21 protein-coding genes, 1 tRNA gene and 1 pseudogene are annotated in these 19,600 nt (G+C 62.9%); 15 read left to right on the top strand and 8 right to left on the bottom strand.

Going from position 1 to position 19,600, the window contains the following annotated elements; all coding sequences use genetic code 11:
* Nucleotides 1-74: 74 nt before the first annotated feature.
* From QZY01_RS15755 to QZY01_RS15765, 3 genes are all read left to right on the top strand, one after another.
* Nucleotides 75-503: a helix-turn-helix transcriptional regulator gene (locus QZY01_RS15755; RefSeq protein ID WP_294538886.1), complete on the top strand. Its 429-nt coding sequence runs from the start codon at nucleotides 75-77 to the stop codon at nucleotides 501-503.
* Between the two features lie 145 nt (nucleotides 504-648).
* Nucleotides 649-1,845 (top strand): methionine adenosyltransferase, encoded by a 1,197-nt coding sequence (gene metK / locus QZY01_RS15760; RefSeq protein WP_294538836.1) that lies wholly within the window; start codon nucleotides 649-651, stop codon nucleotides 1,843-1,845.
* On the top strand, nucleotides 1,842-2,570 hold the full coding sequence (locus tag QZY01_RS15765; protein ID WP_294538889.1) for a tRNA (guanine(46)-N(7))-methyltransferase TrmB: 729 nt from the start codon (nucleotides 1,842-1,844) through the stop codon (nucleotides 2,568-2,570). The genes metK and QZY01_RS15765 overlap by 4 nt, the downstream gene beginning before the upstream one ends.
* Here QZY01_RS15765 and QZY01_RS15770 read toward each other — a convergent pair.
* Nucleotides 2,557-3,363 carry a SprT family zinc-dependent metalloprotease gene (locus tag QZY01_RS15770; protein ID WP_294538891.1) on the bottom strand — a complete coding sequence of 269 codons (807 nt, stop codon included), beginning with the start codon at nucleotides 3,361-3,363 and terminating at the stop codon, nucleotides 2,557-2,559. The genes QZY01_RS15765 and QZY01_RS15770 overlap by 14 nt on opposite strands.
* A 117-nt stretch (nucleotides 3,364-3,480) precedes the next feature.
* A complete protein-coding gene (mutM, locus tag QZY01_RS15775) occupies nucleotides 3,481-4,368 on the bottom strand; it encodes a bifunctional DNA-formamidopyrimidine glycosylase/DNA-(apurinic or apyrimidinic site) lyase (RefSeq protein WP_294538839.1) in 888 nt (295 codons plus the stop codon).
* Nucleotides 4,369-4,525: 157 nt separating this feature from the next.
* Between mutM and ubiE the strand changes: the two genes are divergently transcribed.
* From ubiE to QZY01_RS15820, 9 genes are all read left to right on the top strand, one after another.
* Nucleotides 4,526-5,329 (top strand): bifunctional demethylmenaquinone methyltransferase/2-methoxy-6-polyprenyl-1,4-benzoquinol methylase UbiE, encoded by an 804-nt coding sequence (ubiE, locus tag QZY01_RS15780; protein ID WP_294538842.1) that lies wholly within the window; start codon nucleotides 4,526-4,528, stop codon nucleotides 5,327-5,329.
* Nucleotides 5,330-5,346: 17 nt separating this feature from the next.
* The gene (gene ubiB, locus QZY01_RS15785) at nucleotides 5,347-6,906 is read left to right on the top strand and encodes a 2-polyprenylphenol 6-hydroxylase (RefSeq protein WP_294538845.1); all 1,560 of its coding nucleotides are present in this window, start codon (nucleotides 5,347-5,349) and stop codon (nucleotides 6,904-6,906) included.
* 12 nt (nucleotides 6,907-6,918) lie between these two features.
* Nucleotides 6,919-8,151 carry a bifunctional phosphopantothenoylcysteine decarboxylase/phosphopantothenate--cysteine ligase CoaBC gene (coaBC, locus tag QZY01_RS15790; protein WP_294538848.1) on the top strand — a complete coding sequence of 411 codons (1,233 nt, stop codon included), beginning with the start codon at nucleotides 6,919-6,921 and terminating at the stop codon, nucleotides 8,149-8,151.
* Nucleotides 8,152-8,631: a dUTP diphosphatase gene (gene dut / locus QZY01_RS15795; RefSeq protein ID WP_294538851.1), complete on the top strand. Its 480-nt coding sequence runs from the start codon at nucleotides 8,152-8,154 to the stop codon at nucleotides 8,629-8,631.
* 136 nt (nucleotides 8,632-8,767) lie between these two features.
* Nucleotides 8,768-9,751, top strand: a complete 984-nt coding sequence (gene cysK / locus QZY01_RS15800; protein ID WP_294538854.1) for a cysteine synthase A — start codon at nucleotides 8,768-8,770, stop codon at nucleotides 9,749-9,751.
* 166 nt (nucleotides 9,752-9,917) lie between these two features.
* A complete protein-coding gene (locus QZY01_RS15805) occupies nucleotides 9,918-10,691 on the top strand; it encodes an enoyl-CoA hydratase (protein WP_294538856.1) in 774 nt (257 codons plus the stop codon).
* Nucleotides 10,692-10,872: 181 nt separating this feature from the next.
* Nucleotides 10,873-11,145: a 30S ribosomal protein S20 gene (rpsT, locus tag QZY01_RS15810; RefSeq protein ID WP_294538859.1), complete on the top strand. Its 273-nt coding sequence runs from the start codon at nucleotides 10,873-10,875 to the stop codon at nucleotides 11,143-11,145.
* Nucleotides 11,146-11,272: 127 nt separating this feature from the next.
* Complete coding sequence (gene hrcA, locus QZY01_RS15815) at nucleotides 11,273-12,361, top strand: heat-inducible transcriptional repressor HrcA (protein ID WP_294538861.1); 1,089 nt, start codon at nucleotides 11,273-11,275, stop codon at nucleotides 12,359-12,361.
* Nucleotides 12,362-12,445: 84 nt separating this feature from the next.
* Nucleotides 12,446-12,727, top strand: coding sequence for a SemiSWEET transporter (locus QZY01_RS15820; RefSeq protein ID WP_294538865.1), 282 nt, complete (start codon nucleotides 12,446-12,448; stop codon nucleotides 12,725-12,727).
* 40 nt (nucleotides 12,728-12,767) lie between these two features.
* On the opposite strand, the gene QZY01_RS15825 is transcribed toward QZY01_RS15820, so the two are convergent.
* Nucleotides 12,768-13,358 (bottom strand): L,D-transpeptidase, encoded by a 591-nt coding sequence (locus tag QZY01_RS15825; protein ID WP_294538867.1) that lies wholly within the window; start codon nucleotides 13,356-13,358, stop codon nucleotides 12,768-12,770.
* 96 nt (nucleotides 13,359-13,454) lie between these two features.
* On the opposite strand from QZY01_RS15825, the gene mepA reads away from it, so the two are divergent.
* The 3 genes from mepA (at nucleotide 13,455) to QZY01_RS15840 (ending at nucleotide 16,212) form a co-directional block, all read left to right on the top strand.
* Nucleotides 13,455-14,405 carry a penicillin-insensitive murein endopeptidase gene (gene mepA, locus QZY01_RS15830; protein WP_294538870.1) on the top strand — a complete coding sequence of 317 codons (951 nt, stop codon included), beginning with the start codon at nucleotides 13,455-13,457 and terminating at the stop codon, nucleotides 14,403-14,405.
* A gap of 86 nt (nucleotides 14,406-14,491) precedes the next feature.
* Nucleotides 14,492-15,895: a malonyl-CoA decarboxylase gene (locus tag QZY01_RS15835; protein WP_294538873.1), complete on the top strand. Its 1,404-nt coding sequence runs from the start codon at nucleotides 14,492-14,494 to the stop codon at nucleotides 15,893-15,895.
* 5 nt (nucleotides 15,896-15,900) lie between these two features.
* Nucleotides 15,901-16,212: an acylphosphatase gene (locus QZY01_RS15840; protein WP_294538875.1), complete on the top strand. Its 312-nt coding sequence runs from the start codon at nucleotides 15,901-15,903 to the stop codon at nucleotides 16,210-16,212.
* A gap of 143 nt (nucleotides 16,213-16,355) precedes the next feature.
* Here QZY01_RS15840 and QZY01_RS15845 read toward each other — a convergent pair.
* From QZY01_RS15845 to QZY01_RS15865, 5 genes and pseudogenes are all read right to left on the bottom strand, one after another.
* Nucleotides 16,356-16,431 (bottom strand) — tRNA-Ala (locus tag QZY01_RS15845).
* Between the two features lie 280 nt (nucleotides 16,432-16,711).
* Entirely contained in the window at nucleotides 16,712-17,080 is a 369-nt protein-coding gene (locus QZY01_RS15850) for a TIGR02300 family protein (protein WP_294538878.1), read from the bottom strand.
* A 285-nt stretch (nucleotides 17,081-17,365) separates the two neighbouring features.
* On the bottom strand, nucleotides 17,366-17,932 hold the full coding sequence (locus tag QZY01_RS15855; protein ID WP_294538881.1) for an HNH endonuclease: 567 nt from the start codon (nucleotides 17,930-17,932) through the stop codon (nucleotides 17,366-17,368).
* Nucleotides 17,933-18,524: 592 nt separating this feature from the next.
* The gene (locus tag QZY01_RS15860; RefSeq protein WP_294538883.1) at nucleotides 18,525-19,406 is read right to left on the bottom strand and encodes a 3-hydroxybutyryl-CoA dehydrogenase; all 882 of its coding nucleotides are present in this window, start codon (nucleotides 19,404-19,406) and stop codon (nucleotides 18,525-18,527) included.
* 68 nt (nucleotides 19,407-19,474) lie between these two features.
* Nucleotides 19,475-19,600, bottom strand: a pseudogene (locus QZY01_RS15865) (electron transfer flavoprotein subunit alpha/FixB family protein); the annotation flags it as partial.

Here is a 19,600-nt window from a genome sequence, read left to right on the forward strand (position 1 = left end):
CTCGTCGGCGCTTCTATTCGCCCACGAAGCATTTGACTTTAGGTCAGGCGTCGTCACAAATCAGCTTCATGACCATGCAGGCTGGAACTTCCGTGACCAAAGTCCCCAACCCCATCGACCGGCCTGTCGGCGCGCGGGTGCGCATGCGCCGGATGCTGATCGGCATGAGTCAGGAAAAGCTTGGCGAAGCCCTGGGGCTGACTTTCCAGCAGGTTCAGAAATATGAGAAGGGCGCCAACCGGATCAGCGCCAGCCGCCTGCAGCAGATTTCGGAGGCGCTCAACATTCCGCTGGCCTATTTTTTCAAGGGTGCGCCTGTATCCGACGGCGTGGTATCCGGCGGATTTGCCGAGAGCGGTTCGGAAGACAATTTCGCCAGTGATTTCGTCATGACGGCGGAAGGCCTGAGCCTCAACCGCGCTTTTGCGCGAATCGCCGACCCGAAGGTCCGCAAGAAAATCGTCGATCTGGTGACGACGCTCGCTGAGGGCTCCAAGGGCTGAAAACAAGCGGAAAGCGCCAAGTTGTTCGGTTTATCGAACGATTGGCGCCTAAAAGCTTGACGAAACGAACGACCTTCCATTAAACCAACCGGGTTTTGTCATGCCCCATTGGCGTGGCGACGGTTTTGGCACCAGGAGGCATTTCGTGGCCCGCAGCGATTTTCTGTTCACAAGCGAATCGGTATCCGAAGGTCATCCCGACAAGGTCGCCGATCGGATTTCCGATGAAATCGTCGATCTTTTCTTTCGCGAAGGCGCGAAGGCCGGCGTCGATCCGTCCCAGATTCGCGTCGCCGCCGAGACCCTCGTGACCACCAATCGCGTGGTCATCGCCGGTGAAGTGCGCGGCCCCGAAATCTCCCATGACAAGATCAGGCAAGTCACGCGCGCGGCGATCAAGGACATCGGCTACGAGCAGAGCGGCTTCCATTGGGATACGGCCGAAATCGAGATTTTGCTCCATCCCCAGTCCGTCGATATCGCGCAGGGCGTGGACGCCGCCGGCAACAAGGACGAAGGGGCGGGCGACCAAGGCATCATGTTTGGCTACGCCGCCAATGAAACCGCAGATCTCATGCCCGCGCCGCTCCATTATGCGCACAAGATTCTCGAAGTCCTCGCCAAGGCGCGCAAGACCGGCGACGGCGGCGCCATCAAGCTCGGTCCGGACGCCAAGAGCCAGGTCACGGTCCAATATGTCGGCGGCAAGCCGGTCGGCGTGACCCAGATCGTGCTTTCGACCCAGCATGTCGACGAAGACCTGACTTCCGAGGACGTGCGGAAGATCGTCGAACCGTATATCGTAAAGACCCTGCCGGCGGGCTGGATTTCAGAACAGACGGTCTGGCACGTCAATCCGACCGGCAAATTCGTCATCGGCGGACCCGATGGCGACACCGGCCTCACCGGACGCAAGATCATCGTCGACACTTACGGCGGCGCCGCGCCGCACGGCGGCGGCGCTTTTTCCGGCAAGGATCCGACCAAGGTGGACCGCTCCGCCGCCTATGCCGCGCGCTATCTCGCCAAGAACGTCGTCGCCGCCGGCCTTGCCGACCGCGTCACCATTCAGCTCTCCTATGCGATCGGCGTCGCCGAGCCCTTGTCGATCTATGTCGATACCCATGGCACGGGCAAGGTGGACGAAGCGGCGCTGGAGGACGTGCTGTTCACGATCGTCCGACTGTCGCCGCGCGGCATTCGCGAACATCTCCGCCTTAGCCGTCCGATCTACGCGCGCACTTCCGCTTACGGCCATTTCGGCCGCGAGCCGGATGCGGATGGCGGGTTCACCTGGGAAAAGACCGATCTCGTCGACAAGCTCAAGGCGCATTTCGCCTGAGAAGCCGGGAGGGCGCGAACGGCGACCAGCCTGAAGAACCACGTCGCGCGCGACGCGAAGCGGGACTTTATGGCAGGCGCAAGGGCAAGACCCTGCGCTCCTATCAGGCGGGCCTGATGGAGAACCTGCTGCCTGAGGTCCTTGTCGATCTCGCCGGCGCCCTCGACGATCCTTCAGGGCTTTTTGCAGTCCGACCCGACGATCTTCGCCTCGAAATCGGCTTTGGCGGCGGCGAACATCTCGCCGCCGACGCCCAGGCCCATCCTGAGCGCGGCTATTTCGGCTGCGAGCCTTTCGTCAATGGCGTGGCCAAGCTGCTGGTCGAGATCGAGACGCGCGGCCTCGCCAATATTCGCGTCCATCCCGGCGACGCCAACGACTTGATCGGCGCCCTCCCCGCGGCGACCCTGTCCGGCGTCTGCCTGCTCTATCCCGATCCCTGGCCGAAAAGGCGCCATCGCGAACGCCGATTCGTCTCCGACTCGCTGTTGGCGCGGCTGGCGAGGGCGATGCGGCCCGGCGCGGAGCTGCGATTCGCGACCGACATCGACGATTACGCCGGCTGGACGCTGGCTCGGATCCTGCGCTCGCCGGATTTCGCATGGCCAGCGCAAACAGCCGTGGAATGGCTGACGCCCTGGCGGGACTGGCCGGGCACGCGCTATGAAGCCAAGGCTTTGCGCGAAGGGCGGCAGCCGGTCTATCTGACCTTCATCCGGCGCTGATCTCGCGCTCCCTCGCCGCCTCCGGCCGGCGGCCATAGCGATGCAATCGGGCGCCATGCGCCTTGAGCCAGGCCTCAGCCTGTTCCATCCGGGGGCACAGGCTTTTCGTCAACGACCAGAACGGCGCGGAATGGTCGTGATGACGCAGATGCGCGGTTTCATGGGCCGCGAGATAATCGAGAACATAGGGTGGCGCCATGATCAGCCGCCAGGAAAAATTCAACGCGCCTTTCGCCGAACAGGAGCCCCAGCGGCTCGATGTGTCGCGCAGCGATAACGCGACGGGCGCGCGTCCCACCGCGCTGGCGTGACGGCGCACGGCCTTTTCGAGATCGCGTCGGGCCTCGCGGCGCAGGAAGTCGGCTACTCGGCGCTCGAAATGGGCGGGATCGCCGCCGACGCAAAGGGCCGGACCACTTTCGCGCTGCTCCAGCCAGACCGCGCCACGCCTTTCGCTCGCGTCGGGGCAGTGAAGCAGCAGATGTTCGACATCGCGCAGGAAAATCCGGGCGCCGGGCTCGAAGGGCAGGCGCCGCGGCAGCCGCGCCAGACGCTGGGCGATCCATTCGGCGTGGTTTTGTGCGAATTCCTTCGCCTGACGCAATCCGGCCCGGGGCGGCATGGTCAGGACGATGTCCCGCGTCGCCGCGCGAACGCGCAGGGTCAGTCTTCGCGCCGTCGCGACGCGTTTGAGCGCGATGCGAAAAGTCGCGCCCCGATGCGCGACCTCGATTTCGCTGACGGTTTTTTTCGGCGCCCGGCCAAAAAAGTTCAGCACGCTTTCAAAACCCATCGCCGGTTTTGCCAATGGCGCTCTCCTGAAGCGTTCTCGTCGAGGCGAATCTTTGGTTCGAGCGAAGCGGAGTTCGATTCGCCTTAAGAATACGCTTAAAAACCGCAGCCGAGAGTCTCACCTCTGGCATTTCGGGCAAAAAAAACTCGATCGGCCATTTTGCGTCTGTCTCAGAATTGTCCCTCCACAACAGGGCGTCGCGCAAGCTTCGCCGGTGCGGCCGTAAACCTGAAATCGGTGCTGGAAATAGCCGAGCGAACCGTCGGCCCGGCGGTGATCGCGCAACGACGAGCCCCCCGCCTCGACCGCCTCCCCGAGCACGTCGCGGATCGCCCTTGCGAGCCTTTGAGCCGACCGGGCGGGCGCGCCATTGGCCTTGACCAGATCGCCCGCCGCGCGAAAGGGCGAAAGGCCGGAGCGGTGGAGCGCCTCGCAGACATAGATGTTTCCTAGGCCCGCGATCAGTTTCTGGTCGAGCAGAGCTGACTTGAGAAGAGTTTTCCTCCCTGCAAACAGCCGCGCCAGCACGCGGGCGTCGAAGCCCTGGGACAGAGGCTCGACGCCGAGATGGGTGAAAAACGGATGCGCCTCCAGTTCAGCCTCAAGCGCGAGAGTCATGAAGCCGAAGCGGCGCGGATCGTTGTAGATCACCCGGGCGCCGCCTTCGAGATGCAGGATGACATGATCGTGTGTCGGATCTTTCGACCGCGCCATGGCGAAGGCCCCAAGAGGCGCGGCGCCGGCGTCTTGCAGGGTTTCGATGCGAAAGGCGCCGCTCATGCCGAGATGGGCGATCAGCGCCGCGCCATCGTCGAGGCGCGCGACCAGATATTTCGCCCGGCGGTCGAGGCCGGTGACAAGCCGGCCTTGCAGGTTCTTGGCGAAATCCGGCGGAAAAGGGAAACGCAGATCGGACCGCCGCAATTCCGCGCGGCGAATGCGCGCGCCGACCAGAACCGGCGCCAGGCCGCGTCGCACTGTCTCGACTTCCGGCAATTCCGGCATTTCGGCCCTTCATTTCTTGCTTAGGCCGCGACAAAGTGACGCGGAAAGACAGGTTGGTGGATAGACGCCGGCATACAGGCGACGATAGATAGGGGCCTACAGATAGTCTTGGACGAGCGTTCGCGCTATGGTCCGCCCGTTTCGGGGAGAGGATAAGATGCAAGACGCCCAATCGCCAGGCTTCACGCAGGATGCGGTCGAGAACCAGCGCTCCGACGCCAGCACCCATTTCGGCTATTCGGAAGTTCGGCTCGACGACAAGCAGCGGCTCGTCGACGACGTGTTCCACAAGGTTGCGCGTCGTTATGACATGATGAATGACCTCATGTCCGGCGGATTGCATCGTGTCTGGAAGGACTTGCTGGTCGGCAAGGTTCATCCCTCCAGCCGCCGGTCGTTCAACCATCTCGATGTGGCCGGCGGCACCGGCGACGTGGCCTTCCGCGTGGCGCGGTCCGGCGGCCCGAATACCAGCGTCACCGTGCTCGATATCAATGGCGACATGCTGGCGGTCGGGCGCGAAAGGGCGGAGAAGAATGGTCTTGCCGAACAATTGACTTTTGTCGAGGCCAATGCCGAGGACCTGCCTTTTCCCGACAATGAATTCGACGCCTATACGATCGCCTTCGGCATCCGCAACGTGCCGCGCATAGACAAGGCCCTGACGGAAGCCTATCGCACGCTGAAGCGCGGCGGGCGCTTCCTCTGCCTCGAGTTTTCCCAGGTCGAGGCGCCCCTGCTCGCCAAAATCTACGAATCCTATTCCTTCTCGATGATTCCGCTGATCGGCCGGGTCGTCGCCGGCGAGGCCGAGCCCTATCGCTATCTGGTCGAATCGATCCGGCAGTTTCCCGCCGCCGAGGACTTCGCCGCGATGATCGAACAAGCTGGATTTCAGCGTGTCGGTTTCACGCGCCTGACCGGCGGGATCGTCGCCATTCATTCCGGCTGGAAATTGTAACAGATCGGGCGCAGAACGTGTTGGCATCCCTCGGCCATGTCCTGCGGCTCGGCCGCGCTGGTTTCATTCTGGCGCGCGAAGGCGTGTTTTCCGGCGTCGACGCCGCCGAAATGCCGGGCGTGGCGCGGCTGGGTCTGTTCCTCGCGGGGCTGGTCGCCCGGCGCGACGGAGGCATGACGCGGCTGGCGCCGGCCATAGCCCGGCTTGGCCCTTCCTATGTCAAACTCGGCCAGACGCTGGCGACCCGGCCCGACGTGGTCGGCGTCGAAGTGGCGCGGCAATTGGAGGCGCTGCAGGACCGCATGGCGCCTTTTCCCCGCGACATCGCGGTCGCAGTCATCGAAAAGGCGTTCGCGCGGCCGATTTCGGAATTGTTCGGCGAATTCGGCGAGCCGGTGGCGGCCGCCTCGGTGGCGCAGGTGCATCGGGCGACGATCGTCGAGGACGGCGTTTCGCGTCCCGTCGCGGTAAAAGTCCTGCGGCCCGGCATAGAAAGGCGGTTTCGCCGCGATCTCGGCGACATGTTTTTCGCCGCCCGCATCGCGGAAAAGCTTTCGCCCGAAGCGGAGAGGCTCAACGCGATCGGCGTCGTCGATACGCTTGCCCGCTCGGTCAAGATCGAAATGGATTTCCGGCTCGAGGCCGCCGCGGCCTCGGAATTCGCCGAAAACACCGAAGGCGACGACGATTTTCTGGTGCCCAGGGTCGATTGGGACCATTGCGCCCGCGAAGTCATGACGCTCGAATGGATCGACGGCATTGCGCTTTCCGATGTCGAGGCGTTGCGCCGCAGCGGCGTCGATCCGGCCCGGCTTGGCCGCACCCTGATTCAGTCCTTTCTGCGCCACGCGGTGCGTGACGGCTTTTTTCATGCCGACATGCATCCGGGCAATCTGTTCCTGACCAACGCAGGCCGATTGGCGGCGGTGGATTTCGGCATCATGGGTAGGCTCGGGACCAAGGAACGGCGTTTTCTCGCGGAAATCCTCTATGGCTTCATCACCCGGGATTATCGGCGGGTGGCGGAAGTGCATTTCGAGGCGGGCTACGTGCCGGCGCATTACCGGGTCGAAGATTTCGCCCAGGCCATCCGAGCAGTCGGTGAACCGATCCATTCGCGCCGCGCCGATGAAATTTCTATGGCCAAGGTATTGACGTTGCTGTTCGAGATCACCGCGCTGTTCGACATGCGCACGCGGATCGAACTGGTCATGCTGCAAAAGACCATGGTGGTGGTCGAGGGCGTGGCGCGGTCGCTCGATCCGCGCATCGACATGTGGTCCACTGCCGAACCGGTGGTCAGAACCTGGATGGAGAATAATCTCGGTCCGCGCGGCAAAATCGCCGACGCGGGCCAGGGTCTTGCCGCGCTGGCCCAGCTGGCCGGGCAGACCCCGGAAATGCTGGCGCGCGCCGCCCGGATCGCAGAAAAGCTCGAAACCTTGACCGAGCGCGGGCTGGTCCTGGCGCCCCATACGGTCGCGGCTCTCGGCGCGGCCCAGGCGGCGGGCCAACGTTTCTGGCGTTATGTCATTGTTTTCATCCTGCTGCTGATCGTCTTTCTGATCCGGCGTTGAGGAGCGCCCGCCATGGCGACGCCCATCGAAAAGCCTTCCATCCTGCTGATCGTCGGCGGCGGCGTCGCCGCCTATAAGAGCCTTGAACTGATCCGGCTGTTGCGGAAGGCGGAAATGGAAGTCCGCGTCGTCCTCACTGGGGCCGGCGCGCAATTCGTCACGCCGCTCTCGCTGGCGAGCCTTTCCGGCGCCAAGGTCTACGAGGATCTGTTTTCGCTGACCGACGAAACCGAAATGGGCCATATCCAGTTGAGCCGGCAGGCCGATCTCGTGGTCATCGCGCCGGCCACCGCCGACCTTCTGGCCAAGGCGGCGCAGGGCCTCGCCAATGATCTCGCCTCGACGCTGCTGCTCGCCTCCGACAAGGCGGCGCTGGCCGCGCCGGCGATGAACTGGCGCATGTGGACCCATCCGGCGACCCGCCGCAATCTGGCGGTGTTGCGCGAGGACGGCATGATTTTCGTCGGACCGGACGACGGGCCGATGGCCTGCGGCGAACAGGGTCCCGGCCGGATGGCCGAGCCGGAGGCAATTTTCGCCGCCATCAACGCCGCGCTGAACAGGGCCCAAAATCCGGTCGATCTTCTCACGGGCAAAAAAATCGTCGTCACCGCCGGGCCGACCCATGAGCCGATCGATCCGGTGCGCTATATCGCCAACCGCTCCTCCGGCAAGCAGGGCTTCGCCATCGCCCGGGCGGCGCGCGAGGCGGGAGCCGAGGTCATCTTGATTTCCGGGCCGGTCGCGCTCGAAGCGCCGGAGGGCGTGTCTCTCGTGCGCGTGGAGACGGCGCGCCAAATGGCGGCGGCGGCGGAGGCCGCGCTGCCCTGCGATCTATTCATCGCCGCCGCCGCCGTCGCCGACTGGCGCGTCGAAAGCGACGCCGGCCAGAAGATCAAGAAGACCGGCGGCGGTCTGCCGACGCTCCATCTCGTCGAAAATCCCGATATTCTTGCCGAGGTGGCGCAGCGCGCGGCGGGCCGGCCGCCGCTCGTCGTCGGCTTCGCCGCCGAAACCGAACATCTGCTCGATCACGCGCGCAAGAAACGCCTGCGCAAGGGCTGCGATCTGATCGTCGCCAATGACGTCAGCGAGAACGCCGGCGTCATGGGCGGCGACGAAAACACTCTTGTGCTGGTGAGCGCCGAGGGCGAGACGACCTGGCCGAGGCTTGGCAAGGACGAGGCGGCGCGCCGGCTCATCGGCCATCTGGCGCAAATTCTGGCGTGGCGGGAGGCTCCTTAATTGGAAATCAAGATCAGGCGCCTGCCCCATGCCGAAGGCCTGCCTCTCCCGGCCTACCAAAGCGCCGGCGCGGCGGGCCTCGATCTCGTCGCCGCAGTCCCGGCCGACGCGCCGCTGCTGCTGGCGCCGGGCGGCCGCGCCCTCGTGCCGACCGGACTGGCGATCGAGCTTTCGCCCGGCTACGAGGCGCAGGCGCGACCGCGTTCGGGCCTCGCTCTCCATCATGGCGTCACCGTGCTGAATTCGCCGGGCACGATCGACAGCGATTATCGCGGCGAAATCAGCGTAATTCTGATCAACCACGGCGAAAAGCCGTTCGAAATCGCGCGCGGCGCGCGCATCGCCCAGCTTGTCATCGCCCCCGTTACACAGGCGCGTCTGACGCTGGCGGAGGAGATTGCGGCGACCGAGCGTGGCGACGGCGGCTTCGGCTCGACGGGCGGTTTGGGCTCGAAAGGCAAGGGCGCGGGCGCCGTCTGAGGGCGCCGGCCGTGCTCAAGCGCGTCGGAAAGCCGCAGCTTCAGAATAAGACTTTATTCGACAGATTTTATCAACTTTGCTAGACTTTCCGGGATATCTTCCGAGCAAGGCGCAGAGCGCCGAATGGAGCAGAGCGATGAACGAGGCGACCAGGATTGAAACCGCAGAGAAAAAGCCGGGACGCGGAAAAATCTATAATTCGATCACCGACACCATCGGCGATACGCCGCTGGTGCGTTTGAAGCGGATTGCCGCCGAGCGCGGGGTCAAGGCCAACCTGATCGCCAAGCTGGAGTTCTTCAATCCGATCGCCTCGGTCAAGGACCGAATTGGCGTCGCTATGATCGACGCGCTGGAGGCGCAGGGCAAGATCGAGCCCGGCAAGACCGTGCTGATCGAGCCGACCTCCGGCAATACCGGCATCGCGCTGGCCTTTGTCGCCGCGGCGCGCGGCTACAAGCTGCAATTGGTGATGCCGGAATCCATGTCGATCGAACGGCGCAAGATGCTGGCTCTGCTCGGCGCGGAACTGATTCTCACGCCTGCCGCGCAAGGCATGAAGGGCGCGATCGCCAAGGCCGCCGAACTGGTCGCCTCGACGCCCGGCGCCATCACGCCGGCGCAATTCGACAATCCCGCCAATCCCGAAATTCACCGCCGCACCACGGCGGAAGAAATCTGGAACGACACCGACGGCTCCGTCGATATCATTATTTCCGGCGTCGGCACCGGCGGCACCATCACCGGCGTCGGCGAAGTGCTCAAGGCGCGCAAGCCCGGCATCAAAATCATCGCGGTCGAACCAGTCGAATCGCCTGTTCTGTCGGGCGGCCAGCCCGGTCCGCACAAGATTCAGGGCATTGGCGCGGGTTTCGTGCCCTCGGTGCTCGATCGCGCCGTGATCGACGAGGTCGTCACCATCGACAGCGCCACGGCGCTTGAGACGGCGCGGCATGTCGCCCGTCTTGAAGGCGTGCCGGTCGGCATTTCTTCGGGCGCGGCCGTGGCGGCGGCGCTGCAGGTCGCGGCGCGGCCGAGTTCGGAAGGCAAGAATATCGTCATCATCATTCCTTCCTTCGCCGAGCGTTATCTGTCTACGGCGCTGTTCGACGGTCTTTGAGAGCCTATTCGCCGCGCATATCGACAGGCGTTTGTGACGAATAAGCCTAAAAATCAAGCAACCCGCTTTGCGATCCGATTGATTCGGATCGCAGATCGGGAGCAACCCTTCCAAATTCTTTCCGGCTCCGTTAACGATTTGGCGACGGGGCCGGAAAGGGTTGCGCATGAAATTTGAAAATATCATTGTCGAAGTTCACGATACGGTGGGGCTTATCCGCCTCAACCGGCCCAAGGCGCTCAACGCGCTCAATTCGGCGCTGATTTCCGAACTCAATGTGGCCCTCGACGGATTCGAGAAGGACCGCGCTATTGGCGCGCTGGTTCTCACCGGTTCGGACAAGGCTTTCGCCGCCGGCGCCGACATCAAGGAATTGCAGGCGCTGACCTATATGGACGCCTATCTGAGCGACACCATCGCAAGTTGGGAAAGGCTTTCCTATTTCCGCAAGCCGGCGATCGCCGCCGTGGCAGGATTTGCGCTGGGCGGCGGCTGCGAACTGGCGATGATGTGCGACTATATTCTTGCGGCGGAAAACGCCCAGTTCGGGCAGCCGGAGATCAAGCTCGGCATCATGCCCGGCGCCGGCGGCACGCAGCGGCTGGCAAGGGCGGTGGGCAAGGCCAAGGCCATGGAAATGTGCCTCACGGGACGGCTTATGGACGCGCGCGAAGCGGAAAAAGCCGGCCTCGTCGCGCGCATCGTGCCCGCCGAAAAGCTGGTCGAAGAGGCGATGGCGGCGGGGAAAGCCATTGCCGACAAGTCATTGCCGATCGCCATGCAGATCAAGGATTGCATCAATTCGTCGCAGGAAATGACCTTGACGCAAGGAGTCAAGTTCGAGCGGCGGAATTTCCACGCCGCTTTCGCCACCCAGGACCAGAAGGAAGGCATGGCGGCCTTCATCGAAAAGCGGACGCCGCGATTCAGCGACCGCTGAACAGGAAATCGGGCCGGCCGCGAATCCCGCTCGGCTTAAATCATGCACAAATCGCGCGTTGACGGATCGCCGGTTTCGCGCCTATAAGCCCTTTGTTCGCGGCGCCTGCAAAAGGCGCCGTCATCGTTTTTCGACTGCGCCGCCCAGGAAATTTCCGCCGGCGCTTCGTCCGGGGATAAATATGGCCAATACCAAATCGGCTAAGAAAGCCGTCCGTCAGATCGCGCGCCGCACCGCGGTGAACCGCCAGCGCCGCAGCAAGCTGCGCACTTTCGTCCGCAAGGTCGAGGAAGCCATCCTTTCCGGCGACCAGACCGCCGCGCGCAACGCCCTTTCGGTCGCCGAGCCGATCCTGATGCGCGCCGCGCAAAAGGGCATCGTTCACAAGAACACCGCCTCGCGCAAGGTTTCGCGCCTGACCGCCAGCGTCGCCGCGCTCGCCAAACAGGCCTGAACTTTTCCTTATCGCCGAAATGGTTCGCCCTGCCGCGTCTTCCGGCGGGGAGTTTGGCTTAGCCGCCAAGCCTGAGCCCTGCTGCAAGCCGCTTGCGGAAAAATGCGCGACGCGCGAAAGTCGCTGCATGGCGTCCAATCCTGAATTTCCGACCTCCAGCGTCGGCGCGCTCTCGCGGCTCAACGAGCGGTCGCGCGAAATTTTCAGGAATATTGTCGAATCCTATCTCGCCCATGGCGAACCGGTCGGCTCGCGCCACCTGTCGCGCATCCTGCCCATGCCGCTGTCCGCCGCTTCAGTGCGCAATGTAATGCAGGATCTGGAAGAACTGGGGCTGGTGTTTTCGCCCCATACCAGCGCCGGACGCCTGCCGACCGAACTGGGCCTGCGCTTCTTCGTCGATTCCCTGTTGCAGATGGGAGATTTGACCGACGACGAGCGCAGCCGGATCGAGACGCAGATCGCCGCCGCCTCGCGCGACAAGACCATGGACGAAGCCCTTGCCGAGGCAGGAATCCTGCTTTCCGGTCTTTCGCGCGGCGCCGGGGTGGTTTTGACCACCAAGGACAATAATCGCCTCAAACAGATCGATTTCGTCCGGCTGGAGCCGGAAAGGGCTCTGGCGATTCTGGTGTCGGAAGATGGCTCGGTGGAAAATCGCATCCTGCCGGTTCCCGCCGACCTGCCGCCCTCCTCGCTGATCGAGGCCAGCAACTATCTCAATTCGCGGCTGCGCGGCCGCACGCTGGCGCAAGTGCGCGACGAGATCGAGACTTCACGCGCCGCCGCCAAGGACGAGCTCGATGTGCTGACCGCCAGACTGGTGTCGGCGGGGTTGGCCGGTTGGGCCGGACCGGCGGGAGCGGCGCAAAATCTTATCGTGCGCGGCCAGGCCAACCTGCTGGAGGACGTGACCGCGATGGCGGACGTCGAGCGCATCCGCCTGCTGTTCGACGATCTCGAAACCAAGCACGATGTCATCGACCTCTTGGCGCGCGCCGAGGATGGCGAGGGCGTACGCATTTTCATCGGCTCGGAGAACAAGCTGTTTTCGCTCTCCGGTTCGTCGATGATCGCCGCGCCGTTTCACGATTCGCAGCGGCGCATCGTTGGCGTGCTCGGCGTGATCGGTCCAACGCGGCTCAATTATGCGCGCGTCGTTCCAATGGTCGATTATACCGCGCGGGTGATGGCGCGGTTGTTCGGTGGCGTTTAACGGCGCCGGAGCGCAACCCATTGCTCCTTTTCAAGGGCCGATGGCGTAAACGGGCGGAAGGGTCGACAGCAAGGGAACGATCGGGTGAGCCTCAGTTCGGAAATCGTCGGCTTTGCGGCCGGAACCCTGACGACCTTGTGCTGGACGCCGCAGGCGATCAAAATCCTGCGCAGCCGCGACGCCCGCTCGATCTCGCTGATAACCCAGATCACTTTCGTCGCCGGCTGTTCGCTTTGGCTGCTGTACGGCGTGCTGATCGGCTCCGCCTCGATCGTCCTGTTCAATACGCTGACGGTCGCGCTGAACCTGCTGATCATCGCGCTCAAGCTGCGTTACGATGCCGGCCTGCGGGATCGTTTGCGTTAGGCTGGATTTCCGAAAAAGTCCTCAATTTTCGGGAATAAGCTTAGTGCAAGACGTAGCCGAACACGCGCGTCGGAAAATCGCCGCGGCGTTCTGGCGCATAAGACAAGGCGGTAGCCCGATGGCCATGACCCGAGCGCGCATAATGCTTGTGATGCGCCAGGGCGTAATGGCGACGATGGCGGCTTTCGCTGGCGAAAGGGTGGCTCGGAGGCGGCGAACCGACGATCTCGATCGTCGCGCCCTCGGCCCGCACCAGCGAAAACAGCATTGCGGCGTTGGCCGGGGAAATGCGGACGCAGCCATGCGAGGCCGGGCGGCCGAGCGAAGCGGTTTCGTAGGTTCCGTGAATGGCGTAGCCGCCGTGGAAGAAAATCGAATGCGGCATCGGCGAATTATGGTATTTTTTCGAACGATGCATGGTTTGCAGGCTGACCGCCGAATAGACGCCGCGCGGCGTGACGTAGCCTGAACGGGCCGAGGAAATCGGCCAGGAGTAGGATGAACCGCTGTCCGACAGAACGTCCATCTGCTGCGAGGAGAGGTCGACGGTGATGCGCACTTTCGCGCGCGCTGCGAGCGGGGCGGAAAACAAGGCAAGAACAACAACCAGAAACTGGACCAACTTACGCATGACAAGCCCCGGATAAACGACGAAACACGAACCCGACAACAGGATTCCAGTTCACGGTTTCGCCGTAAAGTTCAAATTGAAATAAAGGTTTACAAGATGCCATTGGGAGCCAGCCGTGACCGTCTGACTGTCCGCCTGCTCGCTGCGGCGGCGCTGACGGCGCCCCTTTGTTTGGCTGCGCTGGCGCAGGAAAAAGGCTCGGTTGATCCCAGGCCACTGCCGCCCTTGGCCCACCCCGACGCGCCGACGACACCGGCCAAGGAATTGTTCGGTCGCGCCGCCGGGCCGGCCGACCTGGCCGCGCGTTCGATCGGCTTTTATTCGCGCGGCTGTCTTGCCGGGGCGAAGGCCTTGCCGGTCAGCGGCGAAACCTGGCAGGTGATGCGCCTGTCGCGGGATCGCTACTGGGGGCATCCCAATCTCGTCCGTTTTCTGGAAAATCTGTCGAGCCACGCGCCCCGGGAGGCGGGCTGGCCGGGCATTCTCGTCGGCGACATGTCCCAGCCGCGCGGCGGCCCGATGATCACCGGCCACGCCTCGCATCAGATCGGCCTCGACGCCGACATCTGGCTCACGCCCATGCCCGGTCGTCAGCTGAGCCGGCGCGAGCGCGAGGAAATGTCGGCGGTCAACATGGTGCGCGAGGACGGGCTCGACATTGACCGTTCGGCATGGACGCCGGGCCAGATGGCGATCATCCACGCTGCGGCGCTCGACCCCGGCGTCGAGCGCATTTTCGTCAATGCCGCGATCAAGAAGGCGCTTTGCCGCGAGGCGACCGGCGACCGCTCCTGGCTGCACAAGGTGCGCCCCTATTATGGGCATAATTATCATTTTCATGTGCGCATCGCCTGCCCCGACGGCGCCGATCTGTGCCAGGAGCAAGATCCGGTCCCGCCGGGCGAGGGCTGCGACGCCGCCGCGCTCGACTGGTGGTTCAAGCCCTCGATCCTGCATCCCCGGCTCAATCCCAACGCCAAGCCGAAGCCGCCGCTGACTCTGTCCAGCCTGCCGCCCGAATGCCGGAGGGTTCTCCTCGCCAAATGACGCATTGCGGCCCTTTCGGACTCATGCATTAATTTGGCCGGCTTTTTGCTGAAATCCGACGCGGAGCGACAAAGGGAGCGCGCGACATGAGCAACGCCTTCTTCAGCGACCTCCTGACCAGCATCGCCGAAGGCGGGCGCAATCTGCTCGACCGCAAGGGCTGGTCGGCAACCGACATGCCGACTGCCGCGGTAGACGTGCTGACGCTTTGCGAGGCGGTGCTGTCGGGGCGCGGCGAAGCCTCAGGCGCAGCAATCGCCCGCGAGGCCCTTAACGCCTACGCGCGGCTGCCGGATCTGGAAAAAGTCGAGTTTTTTGAAAGCCTGGCGCGCGATTTCGGTCCCAATCGCGAGAGGCTCGCGAAAGCGGTCTCGGCCTATAGCCAAAGTCCCGACGCCGCCGCCGCCTCGAACCTGCATTATTGCACCGAGCCGCGCCGTCAGGAATTGTTCCGCCGGCTCAATCGCGCGCCGGGCGGCACCAAGGGTCTTGTCGCCATGCGGGCCGATTTCCGCAAATTTTCCGGAGTTAATCCGGAACTGGCGCTGGTGGACGCCGATTTCACCCATTTGTTCGCTTCCTGGTTCAATCCCGGCTTTCTCGTTTTGCGCCATATCGATTGGGGGACGCCGGCCAATATTCTCGAAAAGATCATCCGCTACGAGGCGGTGCATCAAATCCGGGATTGGGATGATTTGCGTCGCCGCATCGATCCCAAGGATCGCCGCTGCTACGCCTTTTTCCACCCGGCAATGGTCGATGAGCCGTTGATCTTCGTCGAAGTGGCGCTGACGACGCCGATGCCGGACAATGTGCAGGCGCTGCTAGCGGCGGATCGCGCGCATGAAGACGCCGAAAAGGCCCGCACGGCGGTCTTCTATTCGATCTCCAATTGCCAGGAAGGGCTGGCGGGGGTCTCCTTCGGCAATTTCCTGATCAAACAGGTCGTGGTCGAGTTGCGCCGCGAACTGCCGAAGCTCGATCAATTCGTCACTTTGTCGCCGGTCCCGGGCTTCATGAAATGGCTTTCGGCCGGCACGGATCCGGCCCTCGCCGGATTGGATCCGGCGATCTGCGCCCAGCTGACGTCGCCGGAATGGATGGACGCGCCCGAAAAGATCGAGAGCCTGCGGCGGACGCTGGAGCCTCTGGCGGCGCACTATTTCCTCAAGGCCAAGACTCCCGACGGACGACCGGTCGATCCGGTGGCGCGGTTCCACCTCGGCAATGGCGCCCGGCTGGAGCGCATCAACTGGCTCGGCGACCGTTCGGCCAAAGGCCTGCGCGAATCGGCGTCGATCATGGTCAATTACCTTTACGATCTCGACGAAATCGATCGCAATCACGAGGAATTCGCCAACAGGGGCGAGATCGCCGCCTCCAGCGCCGTGCGGAAGATGGCGCCGCGAGGCGAGTCGCGATCACTATTCTCGCGGCAGGGCGTCGCCGATTCCCGCGCGCGCCTCGAAAAGCTCGCCCGAGAATTGTGACTCCGATGGACGGGAAAGCGGTCCGAGTTGGGCCGGTCTGTTCGAAGGTATGGGTCGAGGGCGTGGTGCAGGGGGTCGGCTACCGCGAATTCGCGCGTCGCAGCGCCACGCGACTCGGCATTTCGGGCTGGGTGCGCAACCGGAACAATGGCGCCGTCGAGGCGCTTGTTCAGGGCGCCGCCGCCAATATAGAAGCGCTGCTGGCGGAAATGCGCCGGGGGCCTCCAGGAAGCGAGGTCGCCCATCTTCGGCTTGCCGAATGCGAGGGAAACGAAGCTGAAATTATCGGCGGATTCGTCGTTCGCCCGACCAGATGAACGTGTGGCAGTTGCCACGACCGTTTTCTCCACGCTTCCAAACACTTACGTCTGGAATGGCGACACCATTGTTGGCCACCGTTGTGCGACAATGTGGCGTGACTGGGGAAGATTCTGTAGCAGAATCAAGGGTTTGGATAGACTGGTGGAGCCAGACGGAATCGAACCGACGACCTCTTCAATGCCATTGAAGCGCTCTCCCAACTGAGCTATGGCCCCACGTTTTCAACCTCCGGCCCTTGGGCAGGCCAACCGCTGGGCGGCGAGGCAGTGGGCGGGTGTATAGCCGCAAGGCGAGGATGCGACAAGCCCCTTGAACGGTGCGAGGGGAAAAATCTGAAAATTGCAAAAAACCGTCGCCGTACTTTGCAAAAAGTATCTATTCAATTGCGATGCAGCCTAAAATTCTCGGCGGCCCGCACGAGAAACTCCCCGATCCGTTCGATCGGATCGGGGATCGCCACTCGAAACCGGACGACGCGTTTTCGAACTGCTGGCTTCAGGCTTCCTCGTCGGTTTCGATTTCACCGTCGATAAGAGCGGACACATCGTCGCTATCTTCTTCTTCCTCTTCGAGGAAAGTGTCGTCCGCGGCGTCGTCGCCGAGATCGACATCGTCGTCCACTACGGCCGCGACCTTTTCCTCGCCCGCGTCGGCGTCCTCAAGCGAGATGATTTCCGCGCCGGCTTCGGGCAATTCGGCTTCCTCGTCCTCTGCGGCGGCGGCTCGGGCGGCGGCGCGCGATAGCGCCGGCGGCTGGAAGGTCGCGCCGCATTTGGGGCAGAGGATGGGGTCTCTGTTCAGGTCAAAAAATTTCGCGCCGCAATTCTGGCACTGACGCTTGCTGCCGAGCTCCGGTTTAGCCAATGGTGCAAATCCCCTCTCGTCAAACTGCGCCAAGGTCCTGGACGGTCAATGGCTATCGGACGGTGGGGTTATTCGCGCCGCGCGCCGCTGTCAATGCGCATTGATCGGGAATCGCCGCCATTATGGCGTTTTCGAGCGTTTTCGAGCGAAAGGGGATTCCGGATCGCGCTCGCCCCTCAGCTCCAAAAGTTCGAACTGCGGAAAAAGCGAGCCCATATTCCAGGAAAAGACCGGCCTTTGCGCCTGTCGGCGGCTTGGACGCGACGACTGGGATCCGGCCACGCCTCAGCGCTCCAGTTCGGCGTCCCAGTAAAGAAAATCGTTCCAGGTCTTGTGGAGTTCGTTATTGGCCTGGGGGATGCGGCGGGCGATCATGTCGAGCTGGAAGGGCGTGGGCTCGAAGGGTTGGCGGCGCAATTTCAATCCCGCCTGTTTGGGGGTCAGGTCGGCCTTCAACAGATTGTCACGCTGGCAGCAGGCGACGATATTCGACCAGACGGTCTGGCCGCCTTTCGAGCGCGGCGTGACATGATCGAAGGTCAGGTCCTTGGCCAGGGCTTTATGGCCGCAATATTGGCAGGTGAATTCATCGCGCAGGAAAACGTGATAGCGGGTGAAGGCGAGGGTCTTGCGGCGGTGATAGGCCTTGAGCGCCACGACGGACGGAACTTCGAAAGACCGGTTGGCGGAGCGCACGACGATGTCGTCATAGGAGGCCACCGGATAGACGCGGCCCTTGAGCAGGGCGACCAGGGCGTCTTGCCAGCTCCAGATCGACAAGGGCGCCCAAGAGACGGGCTGCATGTCGGCGTTCAATACAAGCGTGCGCAGGTTGGCCGCGGAAGCGCTCATGCCGCCCTCCGCCAGAAAGGTTCGCCGGAGGGCCGACTTCGTTCGAACCACAGTCGCGGGTAGGGATCGAGGAGCGCAGGATCGACGAGGGCGGCGCCGTCCGTGGACGATATTTCGAGCGCAAATTCCAAGCGCATCGTTTCCGCATCCGGCGCCCAACGGCCCCGGGGCAGAGACGAAGCGGCCATCACGCCTCGCCTCCCGTCCGGCGTTGCTGCGCCGGACAGGGCTTCCGCATCGGACAACCTATTTCTATCTGCTGGACAGAATTCAGGGACAAACCGATTAGCGCCAGGCGAAGCGCCAGCAAAAATGTCGGCTTGACATGTTGATTCATGGCCTGCCTCGTCCAAAACAGCCCGCTATTAAACCGAATCTCCAGCTACCATAGTCTACAGGGCCGATGACGGCTTTGTGAAGGCGTTTGTTGACAATGCGTCGATTTGGCGCGCTTTCAAGCGATGCGGAAAACGCTCCGCTTGCAGATCGGCAGGGCGACAATAGAGTGTTTTCAAGCGCGCCGAATTCCTGTTCGCATATACCGCAGGTCCGCTTCGGCGAATAAAATTAATAAAAAAACTGGAAATCCCGCTCAACGCGTCGGGACAGGCGCGCCGCTTCGATAATCGTAAAATCCGCGTTGCGCCTTGCGGCCGAGCCACCCGGCCTCGACATATTTCACCAGCAGCGGGCAGGGACGATATTTGGAATCGGCGAGACCTTCGTGGAGCACCTGCATGACTGACAGGCAGGTGTCGAGACCGATGAAATCGGCGAGTTGCAACGGACCCATCGGATGATTGGCGCCAAGCCGCATGGCGGTGTCGATCGCATCGACCGAGCCGACGCCTTCGTAAAGCGTATAGATCGCTTCATTAATCATCGGCAGGAGGATGCGGTTGACGATGAAGGCCGGGAAATCCTCGGAGACCGTGACCGTCTTGTGAAGCTTTTCGATATAGGCCCGCGCCGCCTGAAAAGTTTCGTCATCGGTCGCTATGCCGCGAATCAGTTCAACCAGTTGCATGCGCGGCACGGGATTCATGAAATGAATGCCGATGAAGCGACCCGGCCGGTCGGTGATTGAGGCCAGGCGCGTGATGGATATGGACGAAGTATTGGTCGCGATGATCGCGTCCTTTTTGAGAAAAGCGCAGAGAGTGCTGAAGATCTTGCGCTTGATCTCCTCGTTTTCCGCCGCCGCCTCCATCGCCAGATCGGCGTCGGACAGGGCCGCAAAATCGGTCGAGGCCTTGATGCGCGCCAAAGCGGCGCTTTTCTCCGCCGCGGTCAGGGCGTCCCGCTCGATCAGGCGGGCGAGATTGGCGTCGATCCGGGCTATCGCCGCTTCGATCCGATCTTCCGACAGATCGTTCAGGACGACGTCGAATCCGGCGAGCGCGCTGACCTGGGCGATGCCTCCGCCCATCTGTCCCGCGCCGATGACGCCGATCTTGCGAATTTCAAAAGCCATGACCATTCCCGAGCGGTTCTTTAAAGTTGGCGGGATCATAGGTCACAATCGCCGCCGACGCATCTAGTCTAACGTCCGACCTTCGCCAGTTCGGCGTCGAGTTCGGGGAGGGCGGCATAGAGATCGGCGACGAGGCCATAGTCGGCGACCTGGAAGATCGGGGCGTCCTCGTCCTTGTTGATCGCCACGATCAC

It is taken from the genome of uncultured Rhodoblastus sp., assembly GCF_903903185.1.
Lineage (GTDB): Bacteria > Pseudomonadota > Alphaproteobacteria > Rhizobiales > Beijerinckiaceae > Rhodoblastus.

Coding starts and splice junctions, on each gene's coding strand:
- coaBC (WP_294538848.1), top strand. CDS start 6,919: ATGGCGACGCCCATCGAAAAGCCTTCCATCCTGCTGATCGTCGGCGGC.
- hrcA (WP_294538861.1), top strand. CDS start 11,273: ATGGCGTCCAATCCTGAATTTCCGACCTCCAGCGTCGGCGCGCTCTCG.
- QZY01_RS15825 (WP_294538867.1), bottom strand. CDS start 13,358: ATGCGTAAGTTGGTCCAGTTTCTGGTTGTTGTTCTTGCCTTGTTTTCC.
- ubiE (WP_294538842.1), top strand. CDS start 4,526: ATGCAAGACGCCCAATCGCCAGGCTTCACGCAGGATGCGGTCGAGAAC.
- rpsT (WP_294538859.1), top strand. CDS start 10,873: ATGGCCAATACCAAATCGGCTAAGAAAGCCGTCCGTCAGATCGCGCGC.
- mutM (WP_294538839.1), bottom strand. CDS start 4,368: ATGCCGGAATTGCCGGAAGTCGAGACAGTGCGACGCGGCCTGGCGCCG.
- QZY01_RS15770 (WP_294538891.1), bottom strand. CDS start 3,363: ATGGGTTTTGAAAGCGTGCTGAACTTTTTTGGCCGGGCGCCGAAAAAA.
- cysK (WP_294538854.1), top strand. CDS start 8,768: ATGAACGAGGCGACCAGGATTGAAACCGCAGAGAAAAAGCCGGGACGC.
- QZY01_RS15860 (WP_294538883.1), bottom strand. CDS start 19,406: ATGGCTTTTGAAATTCGCAAGATCGGCGTCATCGGCGCGGGACAGATG.
- QZY01_RS15840 (WP_294538875.1), top strand. CDS start 15,901: ATGGACGGGAAAGCGGTCCGAGTTGGGCCGGTCTGTTCGAAGGTATGG.
- mepA (WP_294538870.1), top strand. CDS start 13,455: ATGCCATTGGGAGCCAGCCGTGACCGTCTGACTGTCCGCCTGCTCGCT.
- QZY01_RS15755 (WP_294538886.1), top strand. CDS start 75: ATGCAGGCTGGAACTTCCGTGACCAAAGTCCCCAACCCCATCGACCGG.
- QZY01_RS15835 (WP_294538873.1), top strand. CDS start 14,492: ATGAGCAACGCCTTCTTCAGCGACCTCCTGACCAGCATCGCCGAAGGC.
- QZY01_RS15855 (WP_294538881.1), bottom strand. CDS start 17,932: ATGAGCGCTTCCGCGGCCAACCTGCGCACGCTTGTATTGAACGCCGAC.
- QZY01_RS15805 (WP_294538856.1), top strand. CDS start 9,918: ATGAAATTTGAAAATATCATTGTCGAAGTTCACGATACGGTGGGGCTT.